Source organism: Edaphosphingomonas fennica, from assembly GCF_003034225.1.
Classification (GTDB): domain Bacteria; phylum Pseudomonadota; class Alphaproteobacteria; order Sphingomonadales; family Sphingomonadaceae; genus Sphingomonas_E; species Sphingomonas_E fennica.
In genome coordinates, this window is the sequence record NZ_PHHF01000042.1 from 42,708 (window position 1) to 63,269 (window position 20,562).

General features: G+C 67.6%; 20 protein-coding genes. 9 read left to right on the forward strand and 11 right to left on the reverse strand.

All coding sequences use genetic code 11. The features are described from left to right. The first annotated feature begins 39 nt into the window (after positions 1-39). From nadB to CV103_RS09600, 3 genes are all read left to right on the forward strand, one after another. The gene (nadB, locus tag CV103_RS09590) at positions 40-1,632 is read left to right on the forward strand and encodes an L-aspartate oxidase (protein WP_015458979.1); all 1,593 of its coding nucleotides are present in this window, start codon (positions 40-42) and stop codon (positions 1,630-1,632) included. A 780-nt stretch (positions 1,633-2,412) separates the two neighbouring features. Further along, entirely contained in the window at positions 2,413-5,202 is a 2,790-nt protein-coding gene (gene polA / locus CV103_RS09595) for a DNA polymerase I (RefSeq protein WP_107394769.1), read from the forward strand. A 142-nt stretch (positions 5,203-5,344) separates the two neighbouring features. Then, positions 5,345-5,851: a Dps family protein gene (locus CV103_RS09600; protein ID WP_015458981.1), complete on the forward strand. Its 507-nt coding sequence runs from the start codon at positions 5,345-5,347 to the stop codon at positions 5,849-5,851. A 234-nt stretch (positions 5,852-6,085) separates the two neighbouring features. Here the strand turns inward: CV103_RS09600 and CV103_RS22825 are convergent, their stop codons facing one another. Further along, positions 6,086-6,751, reverse strand: a complete 666-nt coding sequence (locus tag CV103_RS22825) for an Npun_F0296 family exosortase-dependent surface protein (RefSeq protein WP_170112601.1) — start codon at positions 6,749-6,751, stop codon at positions 6,086-6,088. A gap of 378 nt (positions 6,752-7,129) precedes the next feature. Between CV103_RS22825 and CV103_RS09610 the strand changes: the two genes are divergently transcribed. Then, positions 7,130-7,303: a DUF1328 family protein gene (locus tag CV103_RS09610; protein WP_015458983.1), complete on the forward strand. Its 174-nt coding sequence runs from the start codon at positions 7,130-7,132 to the stop codon at positions 7,301-7,303. Between the two features lie 25 nt (positions 7,304-7,328). On the opposite strand, the gene CV103_RS09615 is transcribed toward CV103_RS09610, so the two are convergent. Next, on the reverse strand, positions 7,329-8,327 hold the full coding sequence (locus CV103_RS09615) for a ligase-associated DNA damage response exonuclease (protein ID WP_107394771.1): 999 nt from the start codon (positions 8,325-8,327) through the stop codon (positions 7,329-7,331). 63 nt (positions 8,328-8,390) lie between these two features. Beyond that, positions 8,391-8,567: a hypothetical protein gene (locus tag CV103_RS22405; RefSeq protein ID WP_170112602.1), complete on the reverse strand. Its 177-nt coding sequence runs from the start codon at positions 8,565-8,567 to the stop codon at positions 8,391-8,393. A 62-nt stretch (positions 8,568-8,629) separates the two neighbouring features. Here CV103_RS22405 and CV103_RS09620 point away from each other — a divergent pair, with 62 nt between their 5' ends. Further along, the gene (locus CV103_RS09620) at positions 8,630-11,038 is read left to right on the forward strand and encodes a ligase-associated DNA damage response DEXH box helicase (RefSeq protein ID WP_107394772.1); all 2,409 of its coding nucleotides are present in this window, start codon (positions 8,630-8,632) and stop codon (positions 11,036-11,038) included. On the opposite strand, the gene CV103_RS09625 is transcribed toward CV103_RS09620, so the two are convergent. Beyond that, positions 11,035-11,454 (reverse strand): Rrf2 family transcriptional regulator, encoded by a 420-nt coding sequence (locus CV103_RS09625; RefSeq protein ID WP_015458987.1) that lies wholly within the window; start codon positions 11,452-11,454, stop codon positions 11,035-11,037. The two genes, CV103_RS09620 and CV103_RS09625, sit on opposite strands and share 4 nt — an antisense overlap. Positions 11,455-11,537: 83 nt before the next feature. On the opposite strand from CV103_RS09625, the gene CV103_RS09630 reads away from it, so the two are divergent. Beyond that, on the forward strand, positions 11,538-11,984 hold the full coding sequence (locus CV103_RS09630; RefSeq protein WP_015458988.1) for a globin domain-containing protein: 447 nt from the start codon (positions 11,538-11,540) through the stop codon (positions 11,982-11,984). Between the two features lie 97 nt (positions 11,985-12,081). Here CV103_RS09630 and CV103_RS09635 read toward each other — a convergent pair whose 3' ends face one another. The 4 genes from CV103_RS09635 to CV103_RS09650 all read right to left on the reverse strand — a co-directional run bounded on the left by CV103_RS09635 (position 12,082) and on the right by CV103_RS09650 (position 15,787). Beyond that, entirely contained in the window at positions 12,082-12,939 is an 858-nt protein-coding gene (locus CV103_RS09635) for an SDR family NAD(P)-dependent oxidoreductase (RefSeq protein ID WP_107394773.1), read from the reverse strand. Positions 12,940-12,956: 17 nt separating this feature from the next. Then, positions 12,957-13,715, reverse strand: a complete 759-nt coding sequence (locus CV103_RS09640) for a glucose 1-dehydrogenase (RefSeq protein ID WP_070935357.1) — start codon at positions 13,713-13,715, stop codon at positions 12,957-12,959. 110 nt (positions 13,716-13,825) lie between these two features. After that, positions 13,826-14,587 (reverse strand): SDR family NAD(P)-dependent oxidoreductase, encoded by a 762-nt coding sequence (locus tag CV103_RS09645; protein ID WP_107394775.1) that lies wholly within the window; start codon positions 14,585-14,587, stop codon positions 13,826-13,828. 15 nt (positions 14,588-14,602) lie between these two features. Beyond that, entirely contained in the window at positions 14,603-15,787 is a 1,185-nt protein-coding gene (locus CV103_RS09650) for an acetyl-CoA C-acyltransferase (RefSeq protein WP_107394776.1), read from the reverse strand. 138 nt (positions 15,788-15,925) lie between these two features. On the opposite strand from CV103_RS09650, the gene CV103_RS09655 reads away from it, so the two are divergent. Continuing rightward, positions 15,926-16,762 carry a class I mannose-6-phosphate isomerase gene (locus tag CV103_RS09655; protein WP_107394777.1) on the forward strand — a complete coding sequence of 279 codons (837 nt, stop codon included), beginning with the start codon at positions 15,926-15,928 and terminating at the stop codon, positions 16,760-16,762. Between the two features lie 20 nt (positions 16,763-16,782). Here CV103_RS09655 and CV103_RS09660 read toward each other — a convergent pair whose 3' ends face one another. Together CV103_RS09660 and CV103_RS09665 are read right to left on the reverse strand one after the other, a co-directional pair. Then, on the reverse strand, positions 16,783-18,663 hold the full coding sequence (locus CV103_RS09660) for an ABC-F family ATP-binding cassette domain-containing protein (RefSeq protein WP_107394778.1): 1,881 nt from the start codon (positions 18,661-18,663) through the stop codon (positions 16,783-16,785). A gap of 81 nt (positions 18,664-18,744) precedes the next feature. Continuing rightward, positions 18,745-19,347: a DUF4142 domain-containing protein gene (locus tag CV103_RS09665; RefSeq protein WP_107394836.1), complete on the reverse strand. Its 603-nt coding sequence runs from the start codon at positions 19,345-19,347 to the stop codon at positions 18,745-18,747. Positions 19,348-19,541: 194 nt separating this feature from the next. Here CV103_RS09665 and CV103_RS09670 point away from each other — a divergent pair, with 194 nt between their 5' ends. After that, positions 19,542-19,901, forward strand: a complete 360-nt coding sequence (locus CV103_RS09670) for an EF-hand domain-containing protein (protein WP_107394779.1) — start codon at positions 19,542-19,544, stop codon at positions 19,899-19,901. A 131-nt stretch (positions 19,902-20,032) separates the two neighbouring features. Continuing rightward, positions 20,033-20,314, forward strand: a complete 282-nt coding sequence (locus tag CV103_RS09675) for a DUF3175 domain-containing protein (RefSeq protein ID WP_015458997.1) — start codon at positions 20,033-20,035, stop codon at positions 20,312-20,314. A gap of 41 nt (positions 20,315-20,355) precedes the next feature. Here CV103_RS09675 and CV103_RS09680 read toward each other — a convergent pair whose 3' ends face one another. After that, entirely contained in the window at positions 20,356-20,553 is a 198-nt protein-coding gene (locus CV103_RS09680) for a KTSC domain-containing protein (RefSeq protein ID WP_107394780.1), read from the reverse strand. Between the last annotated feature and the right edge of the window lie 9 nt (positions 20,554-20,562).

The following is a 20,562-nucleotide window of genomic DNA, read 5'->3' on the forward strand; positions in this document are numbered from 1 at the left end:
GGCCGCCCGCGCCGCGGCGGGCGGGAAGAGAGCATTGCCTTGACCGATCAGAACCACGCTTTCGATGTCGTCATCATCGGCTCCGGCGCCGCGGGATTGACGGCCGCGCTCAACCTCGCGCCCAGCCATCGCGTGGCGGTCCTCGCCAAGGGCGCGCTTTCGGAAGGGTCGACCGCGCACGCCCAGGGCGGCATCGCCGCCGTGCTGGAACCGGGCGACACGTTCGACGCCCATGTCGAGGATACGATGATCGCCGGCGCGGGCCTCAACAACCGCGCGACCGTGGAATATGTCGTGGAGAACGCGCCCGCCGCGATCGAGCGGCTGGCGGCGCTGGGCGTGCCCTTCAACCCCGGCGAATCCGAACGCTGGCACCTGACGCGCGAGGGCGGGCACAGCCACCGCCGCATCGTCCATGTCGACGATGCGACCGGCTGGGCGGTGCAGCAGGCGCTGGAGGATGCGGCGCGCGATCATCCCAATATCACCCTCGTGCCCGATATGGTGGCGATCGATCTCGCCACCGGGCGGCACGGCCAGCGTTATTCGGGCGAAGGCCATGTCTGGGGCGTCTATGCGCTCAACCGGCGCAACGGCCGGGTGGAGCTGTTCACCGGCCGCGCGACCATCCTCGCCACCGGCGGCGCTGGCCGCGCCTATCTCTATTCCACCGCGCCCAGGGGGGCCACGGGGGACGGCATCGCCATGGCGTGGCGCGCGGGCGCGCGGGTTTCGAACATGGAATTCATGCAGTTCCACCCGACCTGCCTCTACAATCTGGAGGTCAAGAACTTCCTGATTACCGAGGCGGTGCGCGGTGAGGGCGGCCATCTGAAGATCCCGACGACCGGCCACCGCTTCATGCCCGATTTCGATCCGCGCGCCGAACTGGCGCCGCGCGATATCGTGGCGCGCGCCATCGATCATGAGATCAAGCGCCTCGGCCTCGATTATGTCCACCTCGACATCAGCCACATGCCGGCCGATTTCGTGCGCGAACATTTCCCCAACATCTATACCAAGCTGATCGGCCTCGGCATCGATATCACCACCCAGCCCATCCCGGTGGTGCCCGCGCAGCATTATACCTGCGGCGGCGTGGTGGTGGACCTCAAGGGCCGCACCGATCTGCCCGGCCTCTATGCGGCGGGGGAGGTGACGCAGTCGGGCCTGCACGGCGCCAATCGCCTCGCCTCCAACTCGCTCCTCGAATGCCTCGTCTTCGGCGAGGCGGCGGCCGGCCATATCATGCGCCACTGGGATGATCTGCCGGCGCCGCCGCCGATCCGCCCGTGGGACGAAAGCCGCGTCTCCGATTCGGACGAGGAAGTGATCGTCCAGCATAATTGGCGCGAGATCCGCCGCTTCATGTGGGATTATGTCGGCATCGTCCGCACCACCAAGCGGCTGGAACGCGCCCACCACCGCATCCGCCTGCTCCGCCGCGAGGTGGAGGAATATTACGGCAATTTCCGCGTCACCCCCGACCTGATCGAGCTGCGCAACCTCGTCGATGTCGCCGAACTCATCATCCGCTCCGCCCTCCGCCGCAAGGAAAGCCGCGGCCTCCACTACACGCTCGACTATCCCGACACGCTGATCGACGCGCAGGACACGATTTTGGTGCCGTGATCCCGTCGGGTAGCGACGGCGGCGCGGTCTGCCGCGCTGCCGAAGCGGGTCTTTCCGGGTCGGCCCCAACCCGCCATTCCCGCGAGGCGGGAGCCGTAGGCCATCCATGGACGCGGTTGGCTCGATTGAGCCGATAGCTCCCGACACAATGGATTCCCGCCTTCGCGGGAATGACGGTTGGGGCCATCGGTCCGGAGCCAACGGCCATCGAGAGGATGGGAGTTGGGCGACACGAAGGAATCGTCACCCTGAACTCGTTTCAGGGTCCATCGTGCGACAAGCGATGTCGGCGCAAGCGAAGGATGGATGCCGAGCCAGGATCCCGAAGGCGTGGCTGAGGCGATCCCTGCTAGGACCGCCGACTGCCCCGGCGGAACCCACCCCCAGCCCCTCCCTTCCAGGGAGGGGAGAAAGAACGAAGGTTTCTTCCCCTGCTTCCCGGCTCGGGGGTGACGAGGCCGGAGGCGAGATGTCCGTCCGCGCGGCGTGACCCGAGCCAGCCCAGTGTCACGCTGCCCGCCCGCGCCGGTTGCGCTCGCCGCTGTCCTACAGCCCCACCGCGATGCTATAAACGGAAGCAGAAATGGCCGGAATCCACCATTTTTGGCTCTTTCTCACGATCGATCACGGCCCCTTGCGGGGGAGGTGGAAAAACCGCTCGCAATCCTCAACTTCCTCAACTTCGCTTAAATTTTAGGCAGGATTTTCGGCTGCCCCGACGGCCTCTCCGCTGCGCGATGACGGTGGATGGCGCGGCCGGCTTGGGCTAGACGATTGGCCATGGCTTCCAACCACCTCTATCTCGTCGACGGCTCGGGCTATATCTTCCGCGCCTATCACCGGCTGCCGCCGCTCACCAATCGCCACGGCGTTCCGGCCGGCGCCGTCTACGGCTTCACGACGATGCTGTGGAAGCTGGTCAACGATCTCCACAAGGCCGATGGGCCGACCCATCTCGCCGTCATCCTCGATGCCTCGTCCCGCACGTTCCGCAACGAGATGTATGACGGCTACAAGGCGAACCGCCCGCCCCCGCCCGAGGATCTGATCCCGCAATTCCCGCTGATCCGCGTCGCGACCCGCGCTTTCTCCGTCCCCTGCATCGAGACCGAGGGGCTGGAGGCGGACGACATCATCGCCTGCTATGTCGAGGCCGCGCAGGCCGCCGGCTGGGCGACGACGATCGTCTCGTCGGACAAGGATCTGATGCAGCTCGTCCGCCCCGGCGTCGACATGCTCGATACCATGGCCAACAAGCGCATCGGCCGCGAGGAGGTGATCGAGAAATGGGGCGTGCCGCCCGAGCAGCTCGGCGACGTGCTGGCGCTGATGGGCGACAGCGTCGATAACGTCCCCGGCGTCCCCGGCATCGGGCCGAAGACGGCCGCCCAGCTCATCCAGCAATATGGCGACGTCGAAACCGTGCTCGCCTCGGTGGAGGAGATCCGCAAGCCCAAGCTCAAGCAGTCGCTGATCGATCACGCGGCCAATGCCCGGATGAGCCGCGAGCTGGTCCGCCTGAAATGCGATGCTCCGCTGCCCGAGCCGCTCGACGATCTCGCGCTCAAGGGTTTACCGCCGGAGCCGCTGCGCGCCTTCCTCGAGGATCAGGGCTTCAAGTCGCTGCTGCTGAAGGTCGATGGTGGCGGCAATGATTATCGTCCGCCCGCCGCCGCGCTGCCGCCGGTGACGGCGCCAGCCGCCACCCGGCCGGCCGCGCCCGAGGCGGCGGAGCAGCCCGCCTTCGATCATGCCGCCTATGAAACGGTGGTGACGGAGGAGGCGCTGGATCGCTGGATCGCCGCCGCGATCGCCGCCGGCGCGGTCGCGGTCGATACCGAGACGGACGACATCGATTGCATCCGTGCCGAGCTGGTCGGCATCAGCCTCTCGGTCGATCCGGGCAGGGCCTGCTACATCCCGATCGGCCATCGCGGCGATGGGCTGCTGAGCGAGGTGCCGCCCCAGTTGCCGCGCGCGCTGGTGCTGGAGAAGCTCCGCACCGTGCTCGAGCATCCGGGCGTGCTCAAGATCGGCCAGAATCTGAAATATGATCTGATCATGTTCCGCCGCAACGGCATCGATGTCGCGCCCTATGACGATACGATGCTGCTCAGCTACGATCTCGACGCCGGCCTGCGCGGGCATGGCATGGACGAGCTTTCGGTCGCCCATTTCGGCCACGCCCCGATCGCGTTCAAGGATGTCTGCGGCACGGGCAAGAGCCAGATCAGCTTCGACAAGGTGCAGCTCGATCGCGCCACGGCCTATGCCGCCGAGGATGCGGACGTCACGCTGCGGCTCTGGCGGAAGCTGAAGCCCCGGCTGGCGCGGGAGGAGGCGACGCGCGTCTATGAGCTGGTCGATCGGCCGCTGGTGCCGGTCGTGGCCGAAATGGAGATGGCCGGCATCCGCGTCGACCGCGAGGAGCTGGCCCGGCTTTCCGGCGAATTCGCCACTCGCATCGCCGTGCTGGAGGGCGAGATCCACGCGCTTGCCGGCGGCCCCTTCACCATCGGCAGCCCCAAGCAGCTGGGCGAGGTGCTGTTCGACCGGCTGGGCCTGAAGGGCGGGCGCAAGGGCAAGTCCGGCGTCTATTCGACCGACGTGAACGAGATGGAGCGGCTGGCCGAGGACGGCGTGGAAATCGCCACCAAGGTGCTCGACTGGCGGCAGCTTTCGAAGCTGAAGTCCACCTATACCGATGCGCTGCAGGCGCAGATCAATCCCGCGTCCGGCCGGGTCCATACCAGCTTCAGCCTGGCGGTGGCGCAGACGGGGCGGCTGTCCTCCACCGATCCCAACCTCCAGAACATCCCGATCCGCACCGATATCGGCCGCCGCATCCGCGACGCCTTCGTGGCGGACAAGGGCTATGTGCTGCTGTCGGCCGATTATTCGCAGATCGAGCTGCGGCTCGCCGCGCACATGGCGGACGTGCCCCAGCTCAAGGCCGCCTTCGCCGACGGGCAGGATATCCACGCGCTCACCGCGCAGGAACTGTTCGGCGAGGTCAACCGCGATACGCGCGGCCGGGCCAAGACGATCAACTTCTCGATCCTCTACGGCATCTCCGCCTTCGGCCTCGCCGGCCGGCTGGGCGTCGACCGGGCGGAGGCGCAGGCGATGATCAACCGCTATTTCGATCGCTTCCCCGGCATCCGCGACTATATCGCCGAAACGCTCACCGCCGTGCGCGACAAGGGCTATGTGACCACGCTCTTCGGCCGCAAGACGCATCTGCCGGGCATCCGTTCGGCCAAGCAGGGCGAGCGGCAGGCGGCCGAGCGGCAGGCGATCAACGCGCCGATCCAGGGCACCAGCGCCGACATCATCAAGCGGGCGATGGCGCGCATGGGGCCGGCGCTCAACGCGGCGGGGCTGGAACAGGTGCGCATGCTGCTGCAGGTGCATGACGAACTGGTGTTCGAGCTGCCGCCCGAGGATGTCGAGGCCGCGAGCGCGGTCATCCGCGCGGTGATGGCGGGCGCGGCGGAGCCGGCGGTGAGGCTCAGCGTGCCCCTGGGCGTGGAGATCGGCACCGGCCAAAGCTGGGGGGCGGCGCATTGATCGCCCTTGCTTTTCCTGCCCTTCCGATCAGATTGATCGAAGAAATGCCGCGCGAAAAAGCGGGCATCGCCTGCCACCTTTTCCTATCTTGATCGTTAGAGACGCGAATCGATAAACTCAGCCGCCCAATAGGAGGACATTCATGGCGAAGACGCCCAAGGCCAAGCCCAAGCTCGCGACCCCGACCGACCTGGCGAGCAATCAGGTGAGCAATGTCGCGGATGCGCTGAATGCGATTCTGGCGGACAGCTTCGCCCTGTACCTCAAGACCAAGAATTTCCATTGGCACGTCTCCGGCCCGCATTTCCGGGATTATCACCTGATGCTGGACGATCAGGCGACCGATATTCTCGGCACGACCGACGAGATCGCCGAGCGCATCCGCAAGACGGGCGGCACCACGTTGCGTTCGATCGGCCACATCGCGCGCCTCCAGTCGATCAAGGATAACGACGCCGATTTCGTGCCCGCAGGCGACATGCTGCGCGAGCTGCGCGACGACAATCTGAAGCTGGTGGAGAAGCTCCACGAGGCGAAGGATATCGTCGATGCCGCCAAGGACAATGCGACCAGCGGCGTGCTCGACGACTGGACCGACCGCGCCGAACGCCGCGCCTGGTTCCTGTTCGAGGCCAGCCAGGGCGCCTGACCGGGCCTTCCAGTCAACCGGTTCACCGGCGGAAGGGGCGGGCTGCCATGGCGGCCCGCCCTTTTTCTTGGCGGCGGCGAGAGGCCGGCGCCGCTCGGGTTAGCTTTCACCCCGGAGGATATCGGCGCTGCGGTCATGAGCCCCCGCCGATCCCGCACATATCGAAGATGAAATAGAAAAAGCGCCGCCGGCCCCCTGACCGACGGCGCTTTTCTCGCGCGATATTCGAAAAGATCAGGCGAAGAACACCCGCGTCCGCCGGATACGCATGGACGCGCCGATCAGGCCGAAGCCCGCGATCATCATCGCCCAGGTCGCCGGTTCGGGAACCGGATTGTTCTGGGGAAGAAGGCGTTCGATGAAGACATTGTCGAACTCGAACGCATTCTGGCCGCCCGAGGTGAAGACCAGCTTGGCCAGGTTCGTGCGATCGTCGCCGGTGATGGTGAACGTCACCAGCCGGTTCGAATCGGCGCTCGTCTGGTTGCCGTCGGCAGGCGCGATGCCGTCGGAGCCGCCCGTGAAGGTCGCCAGCACATTACCCAGCGCATCCTGGAACTCGACCTGGTTGTAGTCGTCGATCGAACCCCAGATGAAGCTCAGCGAAAGGATCGCGTTGGGACCCGTCACGTCGAGCGTGCCGGGCGACACGCCGCCATCCGGATCGGCGCCGACCGAGGCATAGCCGCCGGTGCTGCCGAAGGGCTGGGCGCGATGGCCGCTGAGCGAATCGAAGAAGACCGATCCGTCCCAGGCTGCCGTCGGGCTGTCGAAATTATAGGTCGGCGCCGGCCCCGCATAGGGATCCGATCCGGGCACGCTGGATACGACGATGGCTGCGTGCGCGGGCAGCGCGACGGCGGTGCAGGCGGCAAGTGTAAGCAAAGCTTTCTTCAACACGGCGCTTCTCCTGTCGAAACCGACGACATAGATGCATAGCGCGTGCCAACATGGTGAATATCTGTATTTCAAGGATAATCCGATTCCGGTGGAATCGACTATGTAAAATCCGCCGACTCATTTCACGCATCGTTCGTTGAGCGTGTGAAATGACTATACGTAGTCTTTCGGTGATTTCGTCGGTGAATCCCAAGAAATGATCGGATTCGCCTGATCATATATGTGTATTTATTGTAACCTTCATGGATTCTTGCGCCTTCCGCGAGAGATGGATTCCGCGGAGATATCGGCAAAAGGATCAGGATAATCCTTCCACGATGATGGAACGGGCTGATTCAGCCGGCGTTGTTCACGCATGAAGCCGTTGGGAGAAAATAGATGCTGAAATGGGCGCTGATCTTCCTGGTGTTGGGCGCGATTCTGGGGTTGCTGGGCTTTGGCGGGATCGGCGGCGCGTTCGTCGGCATCGCCAAGATCCTGTTCGTCGTGGCCATCGCCCTGTTCCTGCTGTTCGTCGTGCTGGGCATCGTCGCCGGCAAGAAGGTGGCGTGACGGCCGAGAAGGCCTGGACGAAGGCCTAATCGTCCTCGTCCTCGCGGCCCGCCAGGTCCAGCGCGCGGGCGCTGATCTGGCGGGTCGCGCACCAATGGGCAAGCGCATCCTCGCGCCCGTGGGTGATCCACACCTCCCCCGGCGCGATTTGGTGCAGGGTGGCGGTCAGTTCGTCCCAATCGGCATGGTCGGATATCACCAGCGGCAATTCCACGTTCCGCTGGCGCGCGCGCTGGCGGATGCGCATCCAGCCCGATGCCATGGCCGTGACCGGATCGGGCAGGCGCCGGGACCAGCGATCGTTGAGGGCGGATGGCGGCGCCAGCACCACATGGCCCCGGATATCGGCGGCGACCCTGCCCGTCGCCGGTTCCAGCGGCCCGAGATCCACCCCGAACTGCCGGTAGAGATCGCATAGCCGCTGCAATGCGCCGTGGATGAAGATCGGTGCGTCATGCCCGCGCCCCCGCAGCTCCGCGATCACCCGCTGCGCCTTGCCGAGCGCATAGGCGCCCACCAGCACGCAGCGATCGGGATTGGCATGGAGGGTGGCGAGCAGCCGATCGATCTCCGATCCCGTATCGGGATGGCGGAATATCGGGAGGGCGAACGTGGCCTCGGTGACGAAGATGTCGCAGGGCACAGGCTCGAAGGGCGCGCACGTCGGATCGGGGCGGCGCTTATAGTCGCCGGAGACGACGATGCGGGTGCCCGCTTGTTCCAGCACGATCTGGGCCGATCCCAGCACATGCCCGGCGGGCACGAAGCGCACCGCCATGCCGCCCGGCCGCACGGTCTCGCCATAAGCGACGGCCTGGCCGTTCTGCGGCCCGTAGCGGGTTTCCATGATCGCCAGCGTCTCGGCCGTCGCCAGCACGCTTCCATGGCCGCCCCTGGCATGATCGGCATGGCCGTGGGTGACGATCGCGCGGGCGACCGGCCCGGCCGGATCGATCCACGCATCCGCTTCCGGCAGGTAAATGCCTTCCGCTTGAGGCCGTATCCAGGCGATCGATTGCCGCATGGAGGTTATATGGTCGATGCGCCGTCAGGTTCCATGCGCGGTGGTGCGCCGGCCCGGCAGCGCTCAGTGCAGCTTGGTGATCCTGATGCCGTCCTGCTTGGCGCGGTCCTTCACCGATTCCTCGCTGCGGGTCAGCGCCTTGGCGATGGCGCGCAGCGCCATGCCCTTTTCGGCCAGGCGGCGGAGCTTGGTGAGCTCGTCGGCGGTCCAGGGTTGTTTGTGCCGGACGAATTCGGCCATGGGCGTTTCCTTTCGTGCTTCCTCCTATCGCGGAGCATGCGGGCCGGATAGTCGTTGTCGCGATGATGGAGCTGCCGCCCGCGATCGCCCGATGGTTCGCCGCCCGTGGCTGGCGGCCGCGCCGGCACCAGCTCGAGATGCTGGAAGCCGCGCGCGAGGGGCGCGATGCGCTGCTGGTCGCGGCGACGGGCGCGGGCAAGACGCTGGCGGGCTTCCTGCCCAGCATCGCCGACCTGATCGAACGGCCGGCGGAAGGGCTGCACACCCTCTATGTCTCGCCGCTGAAGGCGCTGGCGGCGGACGTGCAGCGCAACCTGCTGACGCCGATCGCCGAGATGGGTCTGCCGATCCGAGTGGAGACGCGGACGGGCGACACCGCATCCAGCACCAAGGCCCGCCAGCGGGCGCGGCCGCCGCAGATGCTGCTGACCACGCCCGAATCGCTCAGCCTGCTGCTCTCCTATCCGGAAAGCCCGGCTCTGTTCGCGACGCTGAAGACGGTGGTGATCGACGAGGTCCACGCCTTCGCCAACGGCAAGCGGGGCGACCTGCTGGCCCTGTCGCTTTCCCGGTTGCAGGCGCTGGCGCCGGGGATGCGGCGCGTCGCCCTGTCCGCCACGGTGGCCGATCCCGATGCCTATCGCGGCTGGCTTTCGGCCGATGGCGATATCGATGCGGTCGCGCTGGTCGAAGGCGAGCCGGGCGCGCCGGCGGAGATAGCGATATTGCTGCCGCAGGGGCATGTGCCCTGGTCGGGCCATTCGGGGCGCTATGCCGCCGCCGACGTGATGGCCCAGATCGCGGCGCACCGCACCACCATCATCTTCTGCAACACCCGCAGCCTGGCCGAGCTGATCTTCCAGGATCTCTGGAAGGTGAACGAGGCGTCGCTGCCGATCGGCATCCATCACGGTTCGCTGAGCCCGGAGGCGCGCGCCAAGGTGGAAGGGGCGATGGCGGAAGGGCGGCTGCGCGCGCTCGTCGCCACCGCCAGCCTCGACCTCGGCGTCGACTGGGGAGATGTCGATCTCGTCATCCAGATGGGCGCGCCCAAGGGGTCGTCGCGCCTGCTCCAGCGGATCGGCCGCGCCAACCATCGGCTGGACGAGCCCTCCCGCGCGCTGATCGTGCCGGGCAACCGCTTCGAATATCTGGAGGCGCGCGCGGCGCTGGATGCCGTGGAGGAAGGCGCGCTGGATGCGGAGACCTTCCGCCACGGCGCGCTGGACGTGCTGGCCCAGCACATTATGGCCATGGCCTGCGCCAGCCCCTTCCGGGCCGACGACCTGTTCGCGGAAGTCGGCCAAGCCGCGCCCTATGCCGCCCTGCCGCGCGAGACCTTCGATCAGGTGCTCCGCTTCATCGAGAATGGCGGCTATGCGCTGCGCGCCTATGATCGCTTCCGCCGCCTGACCGAGGGCGCGGACGGCCTGTGGCGCGTGAGCCATCCGAAGTTCATCGTCCAGCACCGGATGAACGCGGGCATCATCGTCGATGCGCCGATGCTGGACGTCCGCTTCCGCAACGGGCGCAGCCTGGGCCGGGTGGAGGAAGGCTTCGCCGCCTCGCTCACGCCCGGCGATACCTTCTTCTTCGCCGGTCTCAGCCTGGAGGTGCAGAAGGTCGACCTGACCGACCTGATCGTGCGCGCCACCAGCCGGTCGGCCCGCATCCCCACCTATATGGGCGCGCGCATGCCGATCAGCACCAACCTAGCCGATCGGGTGCGCGCCTATCTGGCGGACAGCGGCGCATGGCGGCGGTTCCCGGACGAGGTGCGTGAATGGCTGGAGGCGCAGGCGCAGCGATCGGCGCTGCCCGAGCCGGGGCAATTGCTGGTCGAAACCTTCCCGCACGAGGGGCGGCATTTCATGGTCGCCTACAGCTTCGAAGGCTGGAACGCGCACCAGTCGCTGGGCATGCTGCTCACCCGGCGCATGGAGACGATGGGGCTGATGCCGCTGGGCTTCGTCGCCAACGATTATGCGATCGCCACCTATTCGCTCCATCCGGTCGCCGATCCGGCCAAGCTCTTCTCGCCGGACATATTGGAGGACGAATTCGTCCAGTGGGTGCAGCAGTCGGCGTTGCTGAAACGCGCTTTCCGCGAGGTGGCGGTGATCGGCGGGCTGGTCGAGCGCCAGCATCCGGGCAAGCGCAAGTCGGGCCGGCAGGTCACCTTCTCGACCGACCTGATCTATGATGTGCTGCGCCGCTACGAGCCCGAGCATCTGCTGCTGCGCGCCGCCTGGGCGGATGCGCGCGCGCGGATGACCGATGTCGGTCGGCTGGGCGACCTGCTGGATCGCGCGGCCGATACGATGCTGCATATCGATCTGCCCCGCGTCACGCCGATGGCGGTGCCCGTGCTGGTGATGATCGGGCGGGAGACGGTGGCGCAGGGCCTGGCCGACGATGCCCTGCTGATCGAGGCGGAGGCGCTGGCGGCCGAGGCGATGCGGGCCGACTAGGGCGACGTTTCCAGCAAGGTCGCGATCCGGGCGCGCTGGCGGCTGATGTCCGCCAGGGTATAGCTGTCCAGCACGGTGATGAAGGCGCGGGTGGCGCTGGCGAGCGCGCCGGTCAGCCCGCAGGCGGGCGCGATGATGCAGTCGCCGCAGTCCACGACGTCCAGATCCTCGGTGTCGCGCACCACGGCGCCGATATTGATCTCCGCCGCCGGGCGGGCGAGGCGAAGCCCGCCATTGCGCCCGCGCACCGCATCGACATGGCCGGCGCGCGCAAGCTCGTTGGCGACCTTCATCAGATGGTTCTGCGAAATGTCATAGGCGCGGGCGATCTCGGCGATCGAGCAGAGCCTGTCGGGCCGCGCCGCCAGGTAGAGCAGCACGCGCAGGGCATAGTCGGTATGGCGGGTCAGCTTCACCCGCCGATAATATGCATTTCTCTTGCATCTTTCCAGCGAGGCAAATAGATGCATTTTGGAAGCATGATTATACGGAGATGCATATGGCCGCCCGTCTGAGCCCCGAAGCCACCGCGATCGTGAAGGCTACCGCGCCCGCGCTGCAGAAGCATGGCCTCGCCATCACCACGCGGATGTATGAGCGGCTCTTCGTCGATGCCGACATCAAGGCGATGTTCGATCAGGCGGCCCAGCAATCGGGCGAGCAGCCGAAGCGGCTGGCGGCCGCCATCCTCGCCTTCGCGCAGAATGTGGACAAGCTGGAGGCGCTGACCGGCGCCGTCGAGCGGATGGCCGCGCGCCATGTCGCCACCGGCGTCCGCCCGGAACATTATCCCGCCGTCGCCGCGGCCCTGCTACCGGCGATCCGCGACGTGCTGGGCGAGGACGTCGCGACCGACGCGGTGCTCGCTGCCTGGGCCGAAGCCTATGGCGTGCTGGCGGATATCCTCATCGGCCGCGAGGCGAGCCTCTACGCCGAAGCGGCCTGACCGGCGGCCTTATACCGGGGCGCCGGGATGCTGACGCATCACGCCCCGGAAAGGCTCGGGTGCCGCACGGGCTTAACCAGGGATCGATGAGGGACGCTCACCGAGCCCTGCCATTGGGCGCTTCCTCGCCGCGCAGCACGGCGTCGATCGTTTCGGAACCGAAGATGCCGCGCGCGAGATGGGTGAGATCCGGGTTGCGCCGCAGCTCGTGCCCGCCGTCGACCGCCAGGCTCTGTCCCGTCACCCACCCCGATTCCGGGCCGGCGAGGAAGCGCACGCCGCGGGCGATATCCTCGGGCGCGCCCGCCCGGCCCATCGGCATCTGATCGATGAAGGGCTGGATGATCGCCGGATCGTCGAACATCGCGCCGGTCGCCTCGCTGCGCGTCATGCCGGGGCGGATGGCGTTGATGCGGACATTGGCGCCGGCCAGCTCGTCGGCGGCGGTGCGGACGAACTGCTCCAGCCCGCCCTTCGCCGTGCAATAGGCGCCCAGCCAGGGGAAGGGCATCATCGCCGCCGTCGAGGATATCAGCACGATCGATCCGCCCGCCTTCATGCGCGGCACGCCGTAGCGCACGGCCAGGAAGGCGGTGATGATGTTATAGTCCAGCTCGGCCCGGAACGAATCCGCGTCGTGCATCAGGATCGGGCGAAAGCCGCCGCCGCCGACGGTGGGCACGATGATGTCCAGCCGCCCGCTCATCGCCACGGCCTTGTCGAGCCCCGCCTCGACATCGGCCTGCTGGCCGGCATCGCCGACATGAAGATCGATCCGGGCGCCGGGCACGTCGGCGATCAGCGCCTCGCGCGTCCGCTCCAGCGCCTCGCCCCGCCGGCCCATCAGCAGCACCTCGGCCCCGTCCTGCAGCAGCAGGCGGGCGGTGGCGCTGCCGATGCCGCCGCTGCCGCCGGTGATGAACGCCGTCTGTCCTTCCAGCACGCGATCCGCCATCGCCCTGATCCTTCCGCTTACTGGACCGAAAGGCCCCCATCGACGAGCAGCCCGTGGCCGACCACGAAGCCCGATGCCGGCGATGCCAGCCACAGGATCGCCTGGGCGATATCGTCCGGTTCGGCGGCGCGGCCGATCGGGTGGGCGGCGCCGACGGCGGCGGCGGCCTCGGCCGAGGTGCCGACATTGTCGATCAGGATCGCGGTGCGCACCGCCGCCGGGCAGACCGCGTTGATGCGGATGCCGCTCGACGCGTATTGCAGGGCGGCCGCGCGGGTCATGCCCAGCACGGCATGCTTGCTGGCGGTATAGGCCGGCTTGTTGGCGACGCCGTTCACCGAGGCGAGCGACCCGACATTGACGATCGCGCCGCCCTTGCCTTCCATCGCGGCGATTTCCGCCTTCATGCACAGGAACACGCCGCGCGTGTTGATGCTGTGGATGCGATCGAAATCCTCGAGCTTCCACTGCGCGACCGGCACCACCTCCAGGTCGACGCCGGCATTGTTCACGGCGATGTCCAGCCCGCCATAGCTGTTCACGGCATGATCGACGATCGCCTGCACGTCCTCCGGCTTGCTCACGTCGCAGCGCACGAAGCTGGCGGTGCCGCCCCTGGCCGCGATCAGCGCCACGGTTTCCTCGCCGCCTTTTTCCGATACGTCGCCCACGACGACCCTGGCGCCGCTGGCCGCCAGCGCCTCGGCCGTCGCCCGGCCGATCCCGCCGCCGGCGCCGGTGACGAGCGCGACCTTGCCCGAAAAATCATACGTCATGCGCATCTCTCCATTGATCCCTATCGGGTAGCCGCCCGCCACCGCCGCTGCCAGCGGCAGGCGACGGCGGCATTCGCGATAGGGACATTAAATAGGGATGGGCGTGTGCCTTATTTCGGCGCCATGCGGATCGCCCCGTCGAGACGGATCACCTCGCCGTTCAGCATCGGATTGGCGACGATGCTTTCGACGAGCTGGGCATATTCCTCGGGCTTGCCGAGCCGGTTGGGGAAGGGCACCTGCCGGCCCAGCGATTCCGTTGCGGCCGGGGGCAGGCCGGCCAGCATCGGCGTCCAGAAGATGCCCGGCGCGATGGTGACGACGCGGATCGCATATTGGGCGAGATCGCGCGCCACCGGCAAGGTGAGGCCGACGACGCCGCCCTTGGAGGCGGCATAGGCGGCCTGGCCGATTTGCCCGTCATAAGCGGCGACCGAGGCGGTGTTGACGATCACGCCGCGCTCCTCGCCCACGGGATCGGCCTGCGCCAGCCGGGCCGCGAACTTGGACAGCAGGTTGAACGTGCCGACCAGGTTGATCTCCACCGCCTTGCGGAAGGAATCGAGCGGGTGGGGCACGAACTCCCGATTGAACGTCTTGATCGCGGGCGCGATGCCGGCGCAGTTGACGAGAATGCGGGCCACCCCGTGCGCGGCCTCGGCCTCCGCGATGGTATCCGCGACGCAGGCGTCGTCGGTCACGTCCACCTTGAAGAAAAGCCCGCCGATCTTCGCGGCGGCGGCTTTGCCGGCCTCCTCGTTCAGGTCGAAGATGGCGACCTTGGCGCCCTTGGCGGCGAGCATCTCCGCCGTGGCGCCGCCCAGTCCCGATGCGCCGCCGGTGACGATGGCGGCTTCACCCCTGATATCCATTTTCAGCCTTCCGTTTCAGCAGAGTTCGAGGGCGACGGCCGTGGCCTCGCCGCCGCCGATGCAGAGGCTGGCGACGCCGCGCTTCAGCCCGCGTTGCTGGAGCGCCGCGACCAGCGTGGCGATGATCCGCGCCCCCGATGCGCCGATGGGATGGCCGAGCGCCGTCGCCCCGCCATTGACGTTCAGCTTGTCCACCGGGATGCCGAGGTCCTTGGCGGCGATCATCGGCACCACGGCGAAGGCCTCGTTCACCTCGAACAGGTCGACATCGTCCACGCTCCACCCGGCCTTTTCCAGCACCTTGCGCATCGCATCCACCGGGGCGGTGGTGAACAGCGCCGGGGCATGGGCGTGCGCCGCCTGGGCCACGATCCGCGCCACCGGCTTCAGCCCCTGCGCGTCCGCCGTGCTTTGCCGCGTCATCACCAGGGCGGCGGCGCCGTCGGAGATGGAGGCGGAGCTGGCGGCCGTGATCGTGCCGTCCCTGGCGAAAGCGGGCTTCAGATTGGGTATCTTGTCCGGCATGGCATTGCCGGGCTGTTCGTCGGTGTCGACCGTCACCGGCCCCTTGCGGGTGACGACGTCGACCGCCACGATCTCGCCGGCGAAGGCGCCGCTTTCGATCGCGGCCTTGGCGCGGGACAGCGAGCGGAGGGCATATTCGTCCTGTTCCTCGCGGGTGAACTGATAGTCGCGCGCCGTATCCTCGGCGAAGGCGCCCATCGGCCTGCCCTTGTCATAGGCATCCTCCAGCCCGTCCATCATCATCGTATCGATCACGCGGTCATGGCCGATGCGCGCGCCCGAACGGTGCTTGGGCAGCGCATAGGGAGCGTTGGTCATGCTCTCCATCCCGCCCGCGACGATGATGTCGGCCGATCCAGCGGCGATCGCCTCCGCCGCCATGATCGCCGCCTGCATGCCCGATCCGCACATCTTGTTGACGGTCGTGGCCTCGACCGACTGGGGCAGGCCCGCCCCCAGCGCCGCCTGCCGCGCCGGCGCCTGGCCCAGCCCGGCCGGCAGCACGCAGCCCATGTAGATCCGCTCGATCGCGGCGGGGTCGACGCCGGCCCGCTCCACCGCCGCGCGCACCGCCGTCGCGCCCAGATCGGTCGCGGATGCCCCCGCCAGCGCGCCCTGGAAGCCGCCCATCGGCGTCCGCGCATAGGACAGGATCACCACGGGATCGCTGCTCATAACTCCAAGCCTTTCAAATATCAGGCGGGGGCGCATAAGGCCTCGCCTCCGGGAACCTGTTGTCTAGATATCCCCCCTTCGCCATTACTCAAGGGAACAGGCGACGTCCCCTCATGTTGTGCTGATTCGGAGATAGTCATGCCCGCCATCCGCCTCACGACCAAGCGTGTCGAGAAACCCTGGGGCCGCATGAAATTGTGGCCGGGCTTCGCCGATGTTCCGGCCGGCGGCGATCCGGTGGGCGAGATCTGGTTCCAGGCGCCGGAAGGGCGCGATCCGGTGCTGCTCGTCAAATATCTCTTCACCAGCGAGAAGCTGTCGATCCAGGTGCATCCCGATGACGAGCAGGCGCGGGCGCACGGCTATTCGCGCGGCAAGGACGAGGCGTGGGTGGTGCTGGCGGCGGAGGCGCATGCCACGATCGCCATCGGCACCCGTTTCCCGATGACCCGCGAGGAGCTGCGCGAGGCGGCGCTCGACGGATCGATCGAGGACAAGATGTGCTGGAAGACGGTGAAATCCGGCGACGTCTATTATTCGCCCGCCGGCACCGTGCATGCGATCGGCGAAGGGCTGACGCTGGTGGAGGTGCAGCAGAATGTGGACCTCACCTATCGGCTCTACGATTATGGCCGCCCGCGCGAGCTGCATCTGGACGACGGGATCGCGGCATCCGATCCGGTCCCTTACGTCGCCACCTATATCCCGCGCGAGGTGGCGGCCGGGCGGATGGTGTTCGCCGACGGGCCGGCCTTCGTGCTGGAACGGTGGACGGGCGCGCGGCGCACCGCGATCAAGGCGGGCGAGGGGCGGCCGATCTGGCTGATCCCGATCGGCGGCGGCGAGGGCCGGATCGACGGCGAACCCTTCACCGCCGGCGGGGTGTGGATGATCGAGGACGAGGCGACGCTGGACGTGGGGGACGATGCCAACCTGCTGGTCGCCTATCCGGGGCAAGGCGTGATCGGGTTATAACGCCCGACCCGGCTGGACCGTCACGGCGTTGATTCGAGCGCCTCGCTCGCTTCCAGCCATTCCGCCTCGGCGGTCTCGAGCTTCGCTTCGACATCGGCGCGGCGCTTCATCAGCGTCGTCATCGTCTGGTCGCGGTCCTGCGGATCGGCGCTGGCGGGATCGAACATCGCCCGGTCGAGCGCGGAGCGCCGTTCGCCGAGCTTCCTGATCTGCTCCTCCGCCGCCTTCACCCGCTTGCGAAGCGCGGCGTTGCGCTCTCGCGCCTCGGCCGCCGCGCGGCGATCGTCCTTGCGGCTGGTCTTCGCCTCGCCGCTGCCGGATGCAGCGCGCGCCTGCTCGCCCCGGCCGAGGACGAGATCGGTATAATCGTCGAGCGTGCCGGCAAATTCGCGCGCGGTGCCGCCGTCGACCAGCACCAGGCGGTCGGCGGTCAGTTCCAGCATGTGGCGATCATGGCTGACCACGACCACCGCGCCTTCATAATCGTTGAGGGCCTGGACCAGCGCCTCGCGCGCATCGACGTCGAGATGGTTGGTCGGCTCGTCGAGGATCAGCATGTGCGGCGCATCGCGGGTGATGAGCGCGAGCGCCAGCCGCGCGCGCTCGCCGCCGGATAGCTTGCCGACCTCGATCGTCGCCTTGTCGCCCGAAAAGCCGAAGCGGCCGAGCTGCGCGCGCACGGCGGCGGGCTTCGCATCGGGCATCAGCCGGCTCATATGCTGGAGCGGCGTATCGGCGGCGTCCAGCTCCTCCACCTGATATTGGGTGAAATAGCCGACGCGCATCCGGCCGGCGGTGGTAACGGTGCCTTCCATCGGCACGAGCTGGGCCGCCAGCAGCCGCGCCAGCGTCGTCTTGCCGTTGCCGTTGCGGCCGAGCAGCGCGATGCGATCGTCGGGATCGAGCCGCAGGTTGAGCCGCGACAGGATGGTGCGATCGCCATAGCCGACGGCGGCAAGGTCGAGCGTGATGAGCGGTGGCTTCAGCCCGTTTTCGGGGCTGGGGAAATCGAAGCTCATCGTCGGATCCTCGACGAGGGCGGCGATCGGCTCCATCTTCGCCAGCGCCTTCACCCGGCTCTGCGCCTGCTTGGCCTTGGTGGCCTTGGCGCGCCAGCGATCGACGAAGGCCTGCAGCTTGGCGCGCTGGGCAAGCTGCTTCTCGCGCGAGCTGGCCTGCAGCGCGAGCCGCTCGGCCCGCTGCTTCTCGAACGCGTCATAGCCGCCCGGATAGAGCGTCACCCGCCCCTTATCGAGGTGGAGGATGTGATCGACGACATTGTTGAGCAGGTCGCGCTCATGGCTGACGACGAGGATCGTGGCGCGATAGCTTTTGAGGAAATTCTCCAGCCACAAGGTCGCTTCGAGATCGAGATGGTTCGAAGGCTCGTCGAGCAGCAGCAGGTCGGGCTCGGAGAAGAGGAGGGCGGCGAGCGCCACGCGCATCCGCCAGCCGCCCGAGAAGCTGTCGAGCGGGCGATGCTGCATCTCCTCGTCGAAACCGAGGCCGATCAGGATCTTGGCCGCGCGCGCGGGGGCCGAATGGGCGTCGATCGCGTTCAGCCGCTCATGAATCTCGCCCAGCCGGTCGGGATCGTGGCTGTGCTCCGCCTCGGCGAGCAGGGCGGCGCGCTCGATATCGGCGGCGAGCACGGTTTCGAAGGGGCTGGCGGACCCGGCCGGCGCCTCCTGCGCGATATAGCCCATGCGCGCGCCCTTCGGCATGTCGACCGATCCGCTGTCCGCCTCGCCCTGGCCGGCGATGACGCGCATCAGCGTGGACTTGCCGGCGCCGTTCCGGCCGATCAGCCCGACGCGGCTGCGTGGCGGCAGCGCCGCCGTCGCATTGTCGAGGATGAGGCGGCCGCCGAGCCGCACCGTGATTCCGTTGATTGTCAACATGGAGCGGGCCGATAGCAGGGACGGCGCGCCGGACAAAGCCGCCCGCCGCCGGATTGCCGGCGGGCGGGCGGAAAGAGGGCCTTACAGGCTGTTCTTGAGCGTCCTCGCCATATCGAGATGCTTCTCGACGACGGGCACGATCTCCTGCGCGGCGGTCTTAAGCGGCAGGATATCGCCTTTTTCGGCATAGGCCCGCAGCAGCGACAGCACGTCCTCATGCGCGTCGACCTGGCCGGCGATATAGGCCTTGTCGAAATCGGCGCCCTTGAGCTTGTCGAGATCGGCCAGCTTCGCGCCCTGATCCCTGGTGAGCGAGGCATCGGGGGTGAGCGCGGGCCGCGCCTCCTTGGCCGCGTCCTTCAGCTTGGCGGTGGACTGGGTATGCGCCTCCACCATCATCACGGCGAAATCCTTCACCTTCTGGCTGGCGGCGTGATCCGCCGCGAGGCGGGCGGCGGCGATCTCGAACGCATCGCCGCGTGCTGCCTTGTCGACGAATTCCTGGTTGCCGGGGGTGGGCGTCAGCGCATCGACGGTAGCATCCACGGCGTTGCCCGCGACGTTGCCGGCGGCCTCCATAGACTGATCGACGGCGTTGGCCACACCCTCCGCGGACTGTTCGGCCTTGGGGCCGCAGGCGGCGAGCGCCAGGGCGAGCCCCGCGACCGATGCCGTTCGCAGCATTGCTTTCATCCTGTCCTCCTTTCCGAAGGGAAGGGAACGCATCGGCATGGTCGCCGTTCCGGCCGGCCCGCCGGGGCGCGTCGGATGGACATTTCCGGCCCCTCATCGGTTGATGCCGGTACGAACGACGGCGAGCCCCGGCGCACGGACGCCCAGGGCCGGCCCCGCATCATGAACAGTCAAGGAGAAATGCCATGAAACGCAGCCTGATCGCGATCGTCCTGTTGATAGGAACGGCATCGGCGGCTTCGGCGAACGATGGGAAATCGATGGACGCCAACGGCGACGGGACCGTCACCAGGGCGGAATATGACGCCGCCACCCAGGCCGCCTGGACCAGGATGGATGCCAATGGCGACGGCAAGCTTTCCGCGGCCGAGGCCGGCGCCAAGGGCGGCGCGGGTTGGAAGACGGCGGACGCGGACGGGGACGGCCAGCTATCCTCCGCCGAGTTCAGCGCCAAGAAGGGCGCCTGGTTCGCCATGGCCGACACCGACAAGGACGGCAGCCTGAGCAAGGCCGAGCTGACCGCTGCGAAAGCGATGAAGCATTGAGGACCTGAAGGTCGGCCGGCCCCTGGGGGCGGGCCGGCTGGTCTCCCATTCGGGCACCAGCGAAATGATTGGAACCGGCAGCGCCGCGTCCGGTTGATTCGGGCTTTCACGGACAATCGCAGGGCATCGCCATGACGAGGAAATGGTCGCAGGAAGTTACGGAGCATTCCGACGCGCTCGATCTGGACGAGGGCGTTTTCGCCGGGGACGATCCCGCCAGGATCGCGGCGTCGCTCAAGCATTCGGCCGAGCATAGCCGGCGCCGCAAGGGCACGCCCTTCCAGTCCGCCATGAGCATGCTGACCTTCTACATCAACCGCGCCGGCAAGCAGCTGCCGGCCAGCCGGCGTCGCACCCTCAACGAAGCGAAGGACGAGCTGCGCAAGGCGTTCGGCCGGCCCGCGCACGGATAAGCGACTTTTCCGGTGATCGGAGCCAAATCGCTTGGCTGGGATCAGTCGATCCGCTCCGCCGGGAAGCGATCGCGGATGCGGCGGTTGAAGAAGCGGCCCCGCGACGGCGCGGCACGGAACTGGCGGACAATCTCGGCCGGAACGTCGCTGTAGCGATAGAGCCGGCCGCCGACGAAGCGGACGATCAGCCGGTGCCCGTCCGGATCGTAATCGAAGGCGCGGATCACGCTGGACGGCATGGCGCCGCC